The sequence below is a fragment of the Nonomuraea deserti genome (assembly GCF_004348685.1).
GTDB classification, from domain to species: domain Bacteria; phylum Actinomycetota; class Actinomycetes; order Streptosporangiales; family Streptosporangiaceae; genus Nonomuraea; species Nonomuraea deserti.
This window is the reverse complement of the sequence record NZ_SMKO01000032.1, coordinates 1-14,103: the sequence shown is the minus strand read 5'-3', so window position 1 is coordinate 14,103 and position 14,103 is coordinate 1. Positions and strand designations below refer to the sequence as shown.

Below are 14,103 nucleotides of genomic sequence, written 5' to 3'. Positions count from 1 at the left end.
GTCCGCCGGCTCGCGCAGGTGCCCCGGGCCGTGCGGGGGCCTCGCGGTCCCGGCTGGTCCCGGGTGGTGACGGCTTGACGGCTTGTTACGGCTGCATGGCGCCGAGCAGTTCGAGCACGTCGGCCGGGAGCTTGCGCTCAGCCGCGTCCCTGAACTGCGTGAAGCACTCACCCTGTGACGACACCGTGCCCGCGCCCTTCATGCACTCCTGGTAGGCGGAGTATTCGTCCATGAGGTAGAGCTGCATCCCCGTGGCCATCGTGGACAGCGCCAGGGCGATCGCAGAGACGGTGATGCCGCCCACGGCGACGCCCGTGGGCTTGCCCTCGCCCTTGAGCAGCGGCAGCGCCTTGATGCCGGCCATGAGCGCGAACAACGCCATGACCAGGCCCGCGAGCGGCAACATGAACGTCATGGCCAGCGCTGCGATGGACAACCAGATCGCTCGGCGGCCCGCCGATTCAGCGGGCTGCTGGCCTGCCGGTGCCTTCACCGGTGTCGACACCTGACCTCCTCTGCGTCGCCGGGTGAGGAACAGATACGCTGACAGCCCCACCCTGTTACCTCTTGGGAGAGTGTGCGTGTCTAAGGTTGGGCGGCTCGTCGTCCTCGTCTCCGGCTCTGGAACCAACCTACAGGCCCTGCTGGACGCTTCTGCCGACCCGTCTTACGGTGCTCGCGTGGTAGCGGTCGGCGCCGACAGGGAGGGGATCGAGGGGCTGGTCAGGGCCTCGAAGGCAGGCATCCCGACTTTTGTGGAAAAAGTGAGTGATTACGCGACGCGGGCGGAGTGGGATGTGGCCATCGCGGCCAGGATCTCCGCGTACGAGCCCGACCTCGTCGTGTCGGCGGGTTTCATGAAAATCCTCGGCAAGCCCACTCTCCAGGCCTTTCCCCTGCTCAACACCCACCCCGCGCTCCTGCCGTCGTTCCCCGGCGCCCACGGCGTGCGCGACGCGCTGGCCCACGGGGTCAAAGTGACCGGCTGCACGGTGATACTGGCCGACGAAGGCGTCGACAGCGGGCCGATCGTCGCCCAGGAAGCGGTGCCCGTGCTCCCGGACGACGACGAGGCCGTCCTCCACGAGCGCATCAAGACCGTCGAGCGCCGTCTGCTCGTCGAGATCGTCGGCCGGATGGCTCGCGAGGGCTGGACGGTCAGCGGACGCAACGTCCGCATCGGCAACCACACAGGAGGGGAATCCACGTGACTCGCATCGCCATCCGGCGCGCGTTGATCGCTGTATACGACAAGTCCGGTCTCGAAGAGCTGGCCAGAGCCCTCGACGGCGCAGGGGTGGAGATCGTCTCGACCGGTGGCACGGCGGCCGCGATCTCGTCCTTCGGGATCCCGGTGACGAAGGTGGAGCAGCTGACCGGGTTCCCCGAGTGCCTCGACGGACGGGTCAAGACCCTGCACCCGCGCGTGCACGCCGGGCTGCTGGCCGACATCACCAAGCCGCACCACGTGACCCAGCTGGAGGAGCTGGAGATCGACCCGTTCCAGCTGGTGGTCGTCAACCTCTATCCGTTCCAGGAGACGGTGGCCTCGGGCGCGTCCGACGAGGAGTGCGTCGAGCAGATCGACATCGGCGGGCCCGCCATGATCCGTGGCGCCGCGAAGAACCACAACACCTGCGCGGTCGTGGTCGACCCCGGCTCCTACGGCGACGTGCTCGCCGCCGTGGCCGAGGGCGGGTTCACGCTGGCCGAGCGCCGGCGCCTGGCCGGCATCGCCTACGCCCACACGGCCTCGTACGACGTGGCCGTGGCCAACTGGTTCGCCGGCACGTACGGCGAGGAGGGTCATTTCCCGTCGTTCACCGGCGGCGCCTACCAGCGCAAGGCCACCCTGCGCTACGGCGAGAACCCGCACCAGGGCGCCGCCCTCTACACGGGCGGCACGGGCGGTCTCGCCAACGCCGAGCAGCTGCACGGCAAGGAGATGTCCTACAACAACTACCTCGACTCCGACGCCGCCTGGCGCGCCGCGTGGGACTTCTCCGAGCCCTGCGTCGCCATCATCAAACACCAGAACCCCTGCGGCATCGCGGTCGGCTCCGACGTGGCCGAGGCGCACCGCAAGGCGCACGCGTGCGACCCCGTGTCCGCCTACGGCGGCGTGATCGCCGTCAACCGCGAGGTCACGGCCGAGCTGGCCAGGCAGATCGCCGACGTCTTCACCGAGGTCGTCATCGCCCCCTCCTACGCCGCCGAGGCGCTGGAGACGTTGCGTGCCAAGAAGAGCCTGCGCCTCCTGGTGTGCCCGCAGGGCCCGTCACGGCGGACGGAGCTGCGCGAGATCGACGGCGGCCTGCTGGTGCAGTCGGTCGACAAGGTGGACGCGCCCGGCGACTCGGCCGCCCAGTGGGAGCTCAAGACCGGCACACCGGCGACGCCGGAGCAGCTCGCCGACCTGGAGTTCGCCTGGCGGGCCTGCCGCTCGGTCAAGTCCAACGCCATCCTGCTCGCCGCTGACGGCGCGACCGTGGGCGTCGGCATGGGCCAGGTCAACCGGGTCGACTCCTGCCGCCTGGCGGTCACCAGGGCGGACGAGCGCGCCGCCGGCGCGGTCGCGGCCTCCGACGCGTTCTTCCCGTTCCCCGACGGCCCGCAGGTGCTGATCGAGGCGGGTGTGCGGGCGATCGTCGAACCCGGCGGCTCCATCCGTGACCAGGAGGTCATCGACGCGGCCGAGAAGGCGGGCATCACCCTCTACTTCACCGGCACGCGCCACTTCTTCCACTGATCACCCGCAACGTCCACTGATCATCCGCTAAAGGGCGACATGGCTGATCATGTCGCCCTTTAGCCGTTTTGCGTCGAGCATCCTTTGTCTCCGGTTAACCTGATGCCTTCCCCAGTTTGCTCGTTCTCCGGAGTCTTCCTTGCTTGACGCGATCCTGCAGGCCCTCGTCACTGTGAACGGCCTCGCTACCAGCCCCTTCGTCCTCCTGGTGCTCGCCTTCATCGGTGCCTATCTGGGCAGCCGCGTCGTGGAGATCATCCCCTTCACCCGCCGCATCATCGAACGCCGCGAGGCCCGGCTCACCGAACCCGAGTAAGCCCTGCAACCCGCGCCGCCCCGAGTGTTACCGCAGGCGACACAGGACGCCGTCCCCGCAGCCGGAGACGGCGAACGTACCCGACCCCCAACACGATCGCCGTGCCCCCGCCCTGGTCACGGAGGCCGCCGTGCCTGGCCAGGTGAGGGCCGCCGTCCGTGGCCTGGTGACCGGGGTGGCCGTGTCCGCTCCGGTAGCGAAGTGACCGTGCGTGGCCTGGTGACGGGGCCGCCGTGCCCGGTCTGGTTGCGGGCTGCCCACGTACCTTTGCCACGTTCGGCCGGAGCCCCGCAACGGAAAGTCCTTCGCACGAGAGCCGCTCGTCCGGCCACCCGCCCGCCGAAGGCGAACCGACGCGGGTAGTGGTGGCTGCGCCCGAGTGAGGGTCGAGGGGGTGCGGGTGTTCAGGTGTGACAGGCATACAAGGACGGGCGTGCAAGTGTGAGCGAGCATGCAGCGGTAACGGACGTGCGGGGGTGAGCGGGCGTGCGGGGTGATCGGGCGTGCAGGGGTGAGCGTGCGTGCAGGCGGTGAGCGTGCGTGCAGGGGTGACGGACGTGCCGGGTGACGAGCGTGCCGGGTGACGAGCGTGCCGGGTGACGAGCGTGCCGGGTGACGAGCGTGCAGGGGTGACAGCTGCAGGGTGACGGACGTAGGGGTGATGGTTGCAGAGGCGACGGCGTGCAAGGACGGGCGTGCGAGGGTGTGACGGCGGCGCTGAGGTGAGGTCGCTGGAGATGCGCCCGCGCGAGGTGCCCGACGGGCTGAAGGCAACTGATGGGTGACGGTGCCTGATGGGTGAGGGTGCCTGATGGGTGAGGGTGCCTGACGGGTGAAAGTGCCCGATAGGCGAAGGTGCCTTATGGGCGCCCGACGGTGTGGAGGCCGGAAGCAGCAAAGTACTGCGCCGGGCGGTTGACGATGTGAGGTGACGGGCGGTGCCGGTCGCCGCCCGTCGGGCTATGTCGGTGGTGAGTGGTCCAGCGCGAGCTTCGCCGCGCCGGCCAGAGAGGCCCGGACCCCCAGTACGGAGGGCACGACGCGGACGGCCCGGACGAAGGCGAGGCCCGCGACGTCGTCGAGCGCACGCGCCAGGGGTTCGAACAGGACCTTGCCGGCCATCGACACACCACCACCGACCACCACCTTCGTGGTTTCGGTTGCGGCCGTCACCGAGGCGATCATCCCCGCGAGCGCCCTGGCCCCCCGCTCGAACGCGGCCAGCGCGACCGGGTCGCCCGCCGCCGCGTCCTCGGCGAGAGTGCGGGCGTCGGCAGGTTCGCCCTTCCAGCCGTGACCGACGGCCCAGCGAACCAGGTTGGGGCCACTGGAGTAGCGCTCCACGCACCCACGGCCGCCGCACTCGCACCGTTCACCGTTCGGGTCCACGGACATGTGCCCCACATGTCCGGCGTTCCCTGTCGGGCCGAGCAGAGGGGAGCCGTTGATCACCAGGCCGCCGCCGATGCCCGTGGAGACCACGATGCCGAGCAGCGCGTCGCTGCCCTGGCCCGCGCCCAGCCAGTGCTCCCCGAGTGCGAAGCACTGCGCGTCGCCCGCCAGCATGGTGGGCAAGCCGGTCAGCTTCCGTACTTCGTCGCGCAGCGGGAATCCCCGCCAGCTCGGCATGTTGACCGGGCTCACGGTTCCGGTGGCGAGGTCGATGGGACCCGCGCAACCGATGCCGGCGGCCACGGGCGGCGGACCGCCTGTCTTCACCTCCGAGACGAGGGCTGCCAGCGCGTTCATGACGTCCGTACGCGGTGTGGGCCGGGTCGCGGAACGCAGGATCGAACCCGTCTCGTCCACCAGTGCGGCGGCGAGCTTGGTCCCTCCGATGTCGATGGCGAGTACGCAGGTCATCAATGTTTGTGATGATTGTCGGGCTGGCGTGGGTCGCCAGGATGCTCAAAGCCGGGAACGAGCTTCACCTTCTTGGCACGTAGGTCGTCGAGCCATCGCGCGAACGCCTGCCGCCGCGCCGCCTCCAAGAGGTATGGATCTTGGTGCGATGCGCGGGACATCCGATGCGATTGTTGCTCCTCCAGGGCGGATCCTCCCATAAAGCCCTCCACAGCCGCCCTCGGGGTCATGGTTGCGGCGGTTTCCTGAGGTGGCAGTGAGATCGCCTCGGCGGCCAGGTCGGAGATCGGGTCAGGGGTCAAGCCCGGGCCGGTGCGGGCCATGCCTGCGGTCGGTCGCCGGGTCGCGGTCGTGGAAGGCCCGGGGGGCGATGGTGAAGTCGTATGTGAGGCCGGGTCTGGGGCCGTTCGAGAGGTCAGGTCTGAGGCTGGGACCGGCGGTGTGGTGGGTGCAGGGGCTGAAGGTGGGGCCGGAGCCGAGGTCGAGTGGGCGGGCAGGCTCGGGGTCGTGGCGGGGCTCGCGATGGCGACATGCCAGCCGAGGCCGTCCTCGATCGGGCCGACGAGCGTGTCGTACGGGTGCGCCTGGAGGGCTTTGGCGATGGCGGTCGGTAGCGAGTCGAGCGCGATCGGCCCGAGAGGTTCGAGATCGGCGGGGGAGGCTTCGCTCGCCCGCTCGCGATCGGTGAACAGACGATGTCGTACGAGGTGCCGTGCCAGGGAGGCGGGGCCGGGAGACGGTCTGCGCCGCCATTCCGGCGGGGTGATGACATCGGCTGTGACGTGGTCGAACATGGCGCGCACCCACGGGCTGCCGTTGTAGGCGGCGGCGTTGATCGAGCCCAGTTCGACGGCGGACAGCCGATCCAGTGGCGGTCTCTCCCGCGGGCGCAGGCCGAGACCGGTGGCCGTGCTCTCGCACAGTGCCTCGGTGAGGATGACCTGGGTGAGCCACCTGGCGAGCTGGCGGTCCTCGGAGGTGCCCGGCACCGGAAGCGCCGCGCTGAGCGGGCCCTCCCGCAGGGCGGTGAGGCGCTCGTCGAGGAGCTTGCGGGAGATCGGGCGGCCATCGACCCAGCCGATCACCTCCCGCTGACCGGGATGCGCCTCGTGCCGCGTACCCGGACCTGTGGTCGAGCCGGATGACTGGGCCGGTTTCCGACCTGCCGGCGAGCCTGGCGTGCGAATTGCCTGCGGATCCGGTGCTGAGTACGGTGCCTGACCCGTCTGCCGGCCTGCTGCTGGGACCGTTTCCTGATGCGTCCTCGGGCCCGCCGCAGAGCCCGTCAGAGGCTCCGCGCCCGAAACCGCCTCCGTTCCAGCAGGAGGGGTCTGCCGGCGAGCCGCTTCCCCCGGCGAGAGGGTCAGCGGGGAAGCCGCTTCGCCCGGCAGAGGGTTTCGCGGGGTAGCCGTTCGGCCCGGCAGGGGGGTTTGTGGGGGTGCCGTTTGGCCCGGTCGGGAGGGTTGTGGGGAAGGTGTTCGGCCCGGCAGGGGGATCTGTGGGGGTGCCGTTTGGCCCGGCTGGGAGGGTTGTGGGGATGCTGTTCGGCCCGAGTGGGAGGGTTGTGGGGAAGTCGTCTGCGGGGATGGTGTTGGGCTCGGCAGGAGGGTCTGCGGGGTGGCTGCCGTGGGGCCATGAAGGTGGTGGGTCATCGGGTCACCTCCAGACGGATGGCTGGGGTGTACTGGCAGCGGCCGAACCACATGACCTTGGCCAGGGCCCAGGCGTGGCCGTCGGTCGCGTCGGTGGGGACCTCCACCGGGAACGACACCTCCGCCGTCTCGCCCGCGGCCACCGTGAAGCCCTGGATGACCTCCGGGAGCATGGTCCACGTGCCCCAAGGGGATGCGAGCTGGGCCTCGCCGCGGATCTCGTCCGAGGTCGTGTTGGCGAGCCTGAGCGTGAGCGAGGTGCGGTCGCCGGGCCGGAGCGCCAGCGACCCGGTGGCGGGGGTGATCGACAGGCCCGTCGGGCGGGCGTCGGCGGACTTGGTGCCCCGGTTGGCTCTGCGGGGTTCGGCGGGGGTGCCGGCCACGGGCAGCTCGGGGGCCTCGCCGAAGGCGACCGTGGTGACGTCTTCGATGAGCTGGCCGCCCGCGGTGGTGCGGGCCGAGACGAAATAGAGGCCGGATCCTGGAAGGGGCGGGGGCGTCACCGTCACCGGGAACCGGAGGTGGCCGCCGGGAGGGAGGCGGAAGGGGCGCTGGGCCGGGGTGGCGGTCCACCCTTCGGGCACGCGGACCTCGGCCACGCCCTCATGGGGCTCGTCGGTCAGGTGGGCGGAGACGACGACCTCCACCTCGAACGGCTCCTGCGGTGAGGTGACGAGGCCGGGGTCGATGGCGACGGAGATCGGGAGGTAGCCCAGCGGTGCGGGGCCCTTGTTGTGCAGCCAGTAGCGGCTGTAGACGGGCTGCGCCGGCTCTATTTCCAGGCCGAACTCGGGTGCGCCGGCGGCGGGCAGGGCTGTGGGGGCGATGTAGGTGGCGATCTCGGCGCCGGTCAGGGTGAGGTCGGTGGCCGGCGCGCCGGGACGTTCGAGCAGATCGGCCTGGGTGAGCCGGTCGAGGGGGAGCACGGGAGAGGCGAGCCCGGCCTGGGAGCCCAGCCCGGTCGACTCGACCAGGCGGATGGTGACACCGTCGTCCGGCCGGCCGGCGCGGCCGTGGGCGTGCGGGTTGCCGGTGGCCTTGAGGGTGCTCAGCAGCACGTCGCGAGCGGGCGTGAGGGTCAGCAGGGAGTGCACCTCAGGGAGGGTGCCCCGCTGGGCGGCGTCGACGGTGCGGGGGAGCAGCGGGGTGATGTGCTCCTGCGCAGCCGCGGGCAACCGCAGGGCCCGCCAGTCGCCCTCACCGGCCACCAGGGAGTAGGAGAACTCGTGGGTCCAGTGCTGGAGCTGGAAACCCGAGCCGTCGGGCGTCGTGCGGTGGGGCGGGTCGAGCCAGATGCCCGACGGCCAGCCCGTGCACGAGCGCATCAGGGAGAGGTGCAGGGCGCCCGACGGGTCGACGGCGAAGCCGGGCAGGCCGTAGGTCAGCAGGGCGACCGTGCGGTCGTCGAGCCGCTCGGCGCCCAGCGGGCAGACCGCCTCGATCGTGGCGTCGGCGAGGTCGGCCACCAGGTCGGCGACCGGGCCGGTGACGATCAGGGCGGGCAGGGCGCGTACGTCGCGCAGGTCGGCGCTGGGCTGCCAGACCTCCGTCAGCGGGCGCTCGGCGGGCACCCACACCCGGGACGCGCCCGACTTGAGCGCGTCGAGGTAGGCCGGGTCGGCGCGGGAGAGCAGCTCGGCGGCCAGCGGGTTGTCGTCGGGGCCGCCGATGACGATGCGCACGTCGGGCAGGTTGGAGTCGACGTCGAGCCAGCCGTAGCGGGTGCCGGGCGCGGAGGACGTGGTGGCGGTGACGCCGACGCGGGCCAGGGCGGCCACCAGGTCGCGGGCCTGGGGGGCGTCGTCGAGGGCGGGCACGACGACCTCGGCCACGCCCAAGGCCCGCGCGCCTGCTTCGCCGAGGTCGACCTTCGCCGTGGTGGACAGACCGAACCAGGTGTTGGCCGGGTTGTCGAGTGTCCACGGGTGCTCGGCGGTGTCGACGTCGGGCAGCGCGAACCCGCGCCCCACCACGGCGCCGGCGACGTCGGACACCGGCAGCGCCCCGTCGACGCGGGCGGGGAAACGCACCCGGAGCAGGCGGTCCGCGCCGGTGTGGTCGAGGACGCGGGTGGTGAGGTCGATGCGGTCGGAGCCGGCCGTCAGGGTGACGGTCTGCTCGTAGGCGATCTCTCCGACCTGGCCCGTGACCGACAGGCGGTGGCCGATCGGGCTCGTCTGCGCGGACGCCGACAGTGCCCGTGTCTCGGCCGAGCCTTCGGCCTGGCCGGTGGGGATGAGATGCCAGGGGCCCTCGCCCATGTCGGGATGCTGCGGGTATTCGTGATAGAGGCGCAGTTCGTTGCCGGGGCCGGTGAGCAGCTCGCGGCCTGAGGCACGATCGAGGATGGAGGTCAGCGCCCCGCCGCGTGCCGGGTCGGCCGTGACGCGCCACCGGTCGTTCTCGATGGTGACGGGCGTCGACGCGGGGACGGGGCTCGGACGCGAGGTGTCCGGGGCGACCGGCGTCGGCCGGGCCTCCGGCTCGGTGGCGTCGGTCACGGGGGTCCGAGCCTGCCAGGAGCCGGGGAAGCCCTGCACCACGCGGTAGGTGCGCCAGCCCATCGAGGGCACGTCGCGGGCCAGGAAGGTCAGCGTGCCGCCCTCCGCGACGGCGGGGACCTCGGCTCCCGAGAGGTCGGCCACGGTGTGCCCGGCGGGGACGCTCACGCGGACCAGGCCGTCGCGGGCGAAGGGCAGGGTGTTGGTCACCACCACGCTGTGGCCGTCGAGCGTGATCTGGCCGGTCAGGGCGTCGAGCGCGCGGTCGCGGGCGGTCGCGGCCAGGTCGTGGGCCTCGCGCCAGCCGGTCAGCAGGTCGATGTAGACCTGGTCGGACTCGGAGCCGGTGATCGCGTCGTGGTGCGCGCCGTAGGCCAGCTGCCGCCACACCTTGTCGAGCGCGGTGTGCGGGTAGCGGCCGAGCCCGAGCAGGGCGGCGAACGTCGACAGGCGCTCGGCGTCGAGCGCCGCCACCTCGGCGGCCCGCTGGGCCTGCTTGGTGTCGATGTAGGAGACGTCTTTGCCGGTGTAGATGGGGTTCATGTCGCGCGTCTGAGGGCTGAACGACGACCTGCCGGCGCGAACGGCGTCGAGGAAGTCGCGGGGTGTGGCGCAGACGAACCTGGGCCACACGTAGCGGGAGGCCCAGGTGCGGTGGATGTCGGTGACCCACTTGTTGGGCGGTGTGTAGTCGGTGCCGACCGGGAGCAGGATGTTCTTCGTCGCGGCGACGGGCTTGAGCGAGCGGTAGAGGTCGTAGACCGCCTGGCAGGCCTCGTCGAGGGAGGGCGAGGAGTCCATCGACCAGCCGGCGGAATAGTGGGCGGGCATGTAGTGGGTCAGCACACCCTGCCCTGACGGCGAGATCCACTCGAACTCGCTGGGGAACTGCATCAGCGCCGCGTCGTTCTTGGCCTGCTTGAAGTTCTTGCTGATCGGGCCCCACTGATGGAACGGCCCGCGCGCCCACGCGCTGCCGGTCAGCCCGGCCGCCGCGAGGTAGCCGGGGAACTGGGGGTCGTGCCCGAACACGTCGAGCTGCCACGCGGTGCGCGGGTCGCCGCCGAGGATGTCGCGCTGGTAGCCGATGCCGTAGACGAGGTTGCGGATGGTGGTCTCGGCGCCGGTCAGGTTGGTGTTGGGCTCGTTGTAGGTGCCGCCGATCAGCTCGACGCGGCCCTCCGCCATGAGGGCCCGCAGGTCGGCCCGCCGCTCGGGGTGGGTGTCGAAGAACGGCTTGAGATAGTCGACCTCGGCCAGCACGAAGCGGTAGTCGGGGTCGCGCAGCGCCAGCTCGATGTGCGCCTCGACCAGCGCGAACGCGTTTCGCTCATAGAGCGGCCTGGTCGTGGAGTCGGCGGAGAGCAGCTCCCACGGGCTGGTGTAGGCGGCCTGCGTGTTCCACCACACCGGGTCGTAGTGGAAGTGGGAGACCATGTGCATGGTCCAGCCGGGCTCCTCGGCCGTGACGGTGACCTCGAGGGACTCCTCGCCCAGGGTGAGCAGGCAGGGCACGGCGGCGCCCGGCGGCGCGGACACGGCCATGGGGATCTCGAGCACGCCGGCCGTGGCGGGAACGCGCACAGGCCCGGCCAGGCGGACGCCCTCGCCGCGCAGGTCGAGCGACGTCTCATGGTCGCCTGCGGCGACGGTGACGCGCAGCACTTGGTGCGGCTCGTCACGCGAGCCCACGAACAGATCGGTCGACTCTGCGGACAACAGGCGGGTGGGCAAGGGGGACCTCCTGAGCTTGTTGCTGGCGCCCGCAACACTAAGCCCTCAAAAGATCGATGACAACGATGTCAAGAGGCGCCTGTGGATAACCGGATCTAGCTGCCTGGGGTCTGTGGATAACGGGAGGCCACACCCGGTTCTCCGCCGCGCGCGTGATCACGGGTTCCCCGTTGCCGCGGGCGCCCCGCGCACCCCGTACGAGGGCCGTGACGAGGCATGGAAGGATTGCCGCATGAGCGCAGTGAAACTCGATGGCAAGGCCACCGCCGCCAAGATCAAGGCCGACCTCACGACCAGGGTGGCCGCGCTGAAGGAACGCGGCATCACGCCCGGCCTCGGCACCGTGCTCGTGGGCGACGACCCCGGCAGCCAGATCTACGTCGCGGGCAAGCACCGCGACTGCGCCGAGGTGGGCATCGCCTCCATCCGCGTCGATCTGCCGGAGACCGCCACGCAGGCAGAGGTCGAGGCGGCCATCGACGAGCTCAACGCCTCCCCCGAGTGCACCGGCTACATCGTCCAGCTGCCCCTGCCCAAGCATCTCGACACGATGGCCCTGCTGGAGCGGATGGACCCGGCGAAGGACGCCGACGGCCTCCACCCGATCAACCTCGGCCGCCTCGTCCACATGGTCGACGCGCCCCTCCCGTGCACCCCGCACGGCATCGTGCTGCTCCTGCAGGAATACGGCGTGCCGGTCAAGGGCGCCGAGGTGGCCGTGGTCGGCCGCGGCATCACGGTGGGCCGCTCGCTGGGCCTGCTGCTGACCCGCCGCAGCGAGAACGCCACCGTCACCCTCTGCCACACCGGCACCCAGGACCTGGCCGGCCACGTGCGCAGGGCCGACATCGTGGTGGCGGCGGCCGGCGTTCCCGAGCTCATCACCCGTGACATGGTCAAGCCCGGCGCGGCCGTGCTCGATGTGGGCGTCTCCCGGGTCAACGGGAAGATCGCCGGAGACGTGGCGCTCGACGTCGAGGAGGTCGCGGGCTTCCTCACCCCCAACCCGGGCGGAGTCGGCCCCATGACCCGCGCCCTCCTGCTCTCCAACGTGGTGGAGGCCGCTGAGCGGATCCAGCCCGGCGCCTCCGGCGGCTGACGCGGGCCGTACGCGGCGACACGCACCGCCGTACGGGCCGCGGGCCCCGCAAGTGTAGGGGTCCGGGCGTCAGAACGGGTACGCCGCGATGTCGCCCTGCATGGTGACCCACTGCGTCTCCGTGAAGGCGTCGATGTTCGCACCCGGCCCGCCCAGCCTCGTGCCCGTCCCCGACGCGCCCCGCCCGCCGAACGGGGCCACGGCCTCGTCGTCCACCGTCTGGTCGTTGATGTGCACGATGCCCGTCGGCACCAGGTCCGCCAGGGCCAGGCCCTTCATCACGTCGCGGGTCAGCACGCCGAGCGACAGCCCGTACTCCGAGTCGGCCGCCAGCGCCGCCGCCTCCTCCAGCGTGGCGAACGTCGTCACGGGGGCGACCGGCCCGAACACCTCCTCCGCGTACGCGGGCGCCCCGGCGGGCACGTCGGCCAGCACCGTGGGCCGGTAGAACAGCCCTTCGTACGTCCCGCCCGCCGCCAGCCTGGCCCCGGCCGTCACGCTCTCCGTGACCAGGCGGTGCACCCGGTCGCGCTGGCCGGCGTCGATGAGCGGGCCGAGCGCGACCTGGCCGGTGGCGGGGTCGCCGACCGGCATGCCGGCGGCCTTGGCGGCGAGGCGTTCGACGTACTCACCGGCCACGGACTCGTGCACGAGGTGGCGGCCGGAGGTCATGCAGATCTGCCCCTGGTGGAAGAACGACGCCCATGCGCCCGCCGACACCGCCGGTTCGAGGTCGGCGTCGTCGAACACGACCAGCGCCGAGTTGCCCCCGAGCTCCAGGTGGACGCGCTTGAGGAGGCGGGCCGCCGTCTCGCCCACCATGCGCCCGGCCGAAGTCGAGCCGGTGAAGGAGATGACGTCGGTGTTCGGGTCGGCGACCAGGGCCTGGCCGGCGTCGGGGCCGCCGGGCAGCACGTGCAGGAGCCCGCCGGGCAGCCCGGCCTCTTCGAAGACGCGGGCGATCGAGAACCCGCCGCACACGGCGGTGCGCTGGTCCGGCTTCAGTACGACGGCGTTGCCCAGCGCGAGTGCCGGGGCGACGGACCTGATGCCGAGGATCAGCGGGAAGTTGAACGGCGCGATCACGCCCACGACTCCGGCGGGCACCCGGCGCGCGAAGCTGAGGCGCTTGCGCGCGGTCGGCAGCACCTCGCCGAGCGGCTGGGAGGCCAGCGCCGCCGCCTCGTAGCATTCCTGCGCCGCCACGTGCGTCTCGAAGCCCGCCTTGCCGGGCACGCCGCCTGACTCGCGGACGATCCAGTCCTGGATCTCCTGCGCGTGTTCCTCGAACAGCCGTCCGGCGCGCCGCAGCACGGCCGCCCGCTCCTCGTACGGGGTCGCGGCCCAGGCCCGCTGCTCCTCGCGGGCGCGTACGGCGGCCGCCGCGACGTCGTCGGCTCCTGCCGTGCCCGCCCGGCCGAGTTCGTTGCCGGTGGCCGGTTCGATGACGGGGGCGTCTCCGGAGCGGGAGGCGGTCCAGCCGCCGCCGAAGACGGAGCCCGTCCAGATCTTGGGGTCCAGGAACGTCATGGCAGCAGCCTCCTCAGGGCTGGAAGTCGGGATCAACGGCCACGGTCACGTCGAGCAGCAGGGGTTCCTCGCGGGCGGACAGCCCGGGCAGGACCTCGTCGAGGGTGGCCGTCAGCTCGTCGTACGAGTGCACCCGCCGGGCCGGGCAGCCGAGCGACCTGGCCAGGCCGCGCACGTCCACCTCGGTGAACGGTGGCCACGGCGCCTTGCCGCCCTGTTTGTCGGCCAGCCGGTCCATGACGGCGTACCGGCCGTTGGCGAGCACGACGAACAGCGCGCCCACGCGGTAGTGGGTGGCGCTCCAGAGGGCGTGCAGTCCGTAGAGCGCCGACCCGTCGCCCACGACCGCGACCACCGGCCGGTCGGGGAGCGCCATGCGCAGCCCTACGGCGGCGGGCAGGGCGAAGCCGAGCCCGCCCATGGCCGCGGAGACGAAGCCGAGCGGGGTTCTCGCGGGCACGAGGCGGTGCAGGTCGGGGCGGGAGGACGGGGTCTCCTCGATGAGCACGGTGTCGGCGGGCAGCCGGCCTGCCAGCGCGCGCAGCACGTGCGCCGCCCGCAGCGGCCCACCGTCAGGGGGAGGCTCGCCGAGGTCGGATTGGGGTGTGGCCGGGGTGCTTGCTTCGGACGTGGTGCGGGTTTCCGGTGGGGGGTGGTGG

General features: G+C 71.7%; 10 protein-coding genes. 4 read left to right on the top strand and 6 right to left on the bottom strand.

Annotation, left to right across the window (positions count from 1 at the left end; genetic code table 11):
- Window positions 1–85: 85 nt before the first annotated feature.
- Window positions 86–505: a hypothetical protein gene (locus E1292_RS15045; RefSeq protein ID WP_246090126.1), complete on the bottom strand. Its 420-nt coding sequence runs from the start codon at window positions 503–505 to the stop codon at window positions 86–88.
- A 76-nt stretch (window positions 506–581) separates the two neighbouring features.
- Between E1292_RS15045 and purN the strand changes: the two genes are divergently transcribed.
- From purN to E1292_RS51080, 3 genes are all read left to right on the top strand, one after another.
- On the top strand, window positions 582–1,211 hold the full coding sequence (gene purN, locus E1292_RS15040) for a phosphoribosylglycinamide formyltransferase (RefSeq protein WP_220446840.1): 630 nt from the start codon (window positions 582–584) through the stop codon (window positions 1,209–1,211).
- Window positions 1,208–2,749 carry a bifunctional phosphoribosylaminoimidazolecarboxamide formyltransferase/IMP cyclohydrolase gene (gene purH / locus E1292_RS15035; protein ID WP_132595766.1) on the top strand — a complete coding sequence of 514 codons (1,542 nt, stop codon included), beginning with the start codon at window positions 1,208–1,210 and terminating at the stop codon, window positions 2,747–2,749. Before purN ends, purH begins: the two co-directional genes overlap by 4 nt.
- Before the next feature lie 139 nt (window positions 2,750–2,888).
- On the top strand, window positions 2,889–3,065 hold the full coding sequence (locus E1292_RS51080) for a hypothetical protein (protein WP_165974542.1): 177 nt from the start codon (window positions 2,889–2,891) through the stop codon (window positions 3,063–3,065).
- Between the two features lie 960 nt (window positions 3,066–4,025).
- Here E1292_RS51080 and E1292_RS15030 read toward each other — a convergent pair.
- From E1292_RS15030 to E1292_RS15020, 3 genes are all read right to left on the bottom strand, one after another.
- Complete coding sequence (locus tag E1292_RS15030) at window positions 4,026–4,928, bottom strand: ROK family protein (RefSeq protein ID WP_132595765.1); 903 nt, start codon at window positions 4,926–4,928, stop codon at window positions 4,026–4,028.
- Window positions 4,928–6,013, bottom strand: a complete 1,086-nt coding sequence (locus E1292_RS15025) for a DUF7158 domain-containing protein (protein ID WP_132595764.1) — start codon at window positions 6,011–6,013, stop codon at window positions 4,928–4,930. Before E1292_RS15025 ends, E1292_RS15030 begins: the two co-directional genes overlap by 1 nt.
- Before the next feature lie 563 nt (window positions 6,014–6,576).
- A complete protein-coding gene (locus E1292_RS15020) occupies window positions 6,577–10,815 on the bottom strand; it encodes a glycoside hydrolase family 38 N-terminal domain-containing protein (protein WP_132595763.1) in 4,239 nt (1,412 codons plus the stop codon).
- Window positions 10,816–11,047: 232 nt separating this feature from the next.
- Here E1292_RS15020 and E1292_RS15015 point away from each other — a divergent pair, with 232 nt between their 5' ends.
- On the top strand, window positions 11,048–11,914 hold the full coding sequence (locus tag E1292_RS15015) for a bifunctional methylenetetrahydrofolate dehydrogenase/methenyltetrahydrofolate cyclohydrolase (protein WP_132595762.1): 867 nt from the start codon (window positions 11,048–11,050) through the stop codon (window positions 11,912–11,914).
- A 69-nt stretch (window positions 11,915–11,983) separates the two neighbouring features.
- Here the strand turns inward: E1292_RS15015 and E1292_RS15010 are convergent, their stop codons facing one another.
- On the bottom strand, window positions 11,984–13,444 hold the full coding sequence (locus E1292_RS15010) for a benzaldehyde dehydrogenase (RefSeq protein WP_132595761.1): 1,461 nt from the start codon (window positions 13,442–13,444) through the stop codon (window positions 11,984–11,986).
- Between the two features lie 13 nt (window positions 13,445–13,457).
- Window positions 13,458–14,103: thiamine pyrophosphate-dependent enzyme (locus tag E1292_RS15005; protein ID WP_246090125.1), on the bottom strand; the 646-nt coding region annotated here is incomplete at its 5' end.

What these genes read in the sequence shown, in the direction of transcription:
- E1292_RS15015 (WP_132595762.1), top strand. Translation starts at nt 11,048, where the DNA reads ATGAGCGCAGTGAAACTCGATGGCAAGGCCACCGCCGCCAAGATCAAG.
- E1292_RS15010 (WP_132595761.1), bottom strand. Translation starts at nt 13,444, where the DNA reads ATGACGTTCCTGGACCCCAAGATCTGGACGGGCTCCGTCTTCGGCGGC.
- E1292_RS15030 (WP_132595765.1), bottom strand. Translation starts at nt 4,928, where the DNA reads ATGACCTGCGTACTCGCCATCGACATCGGAGGGACCAAGCTCGCCGCC.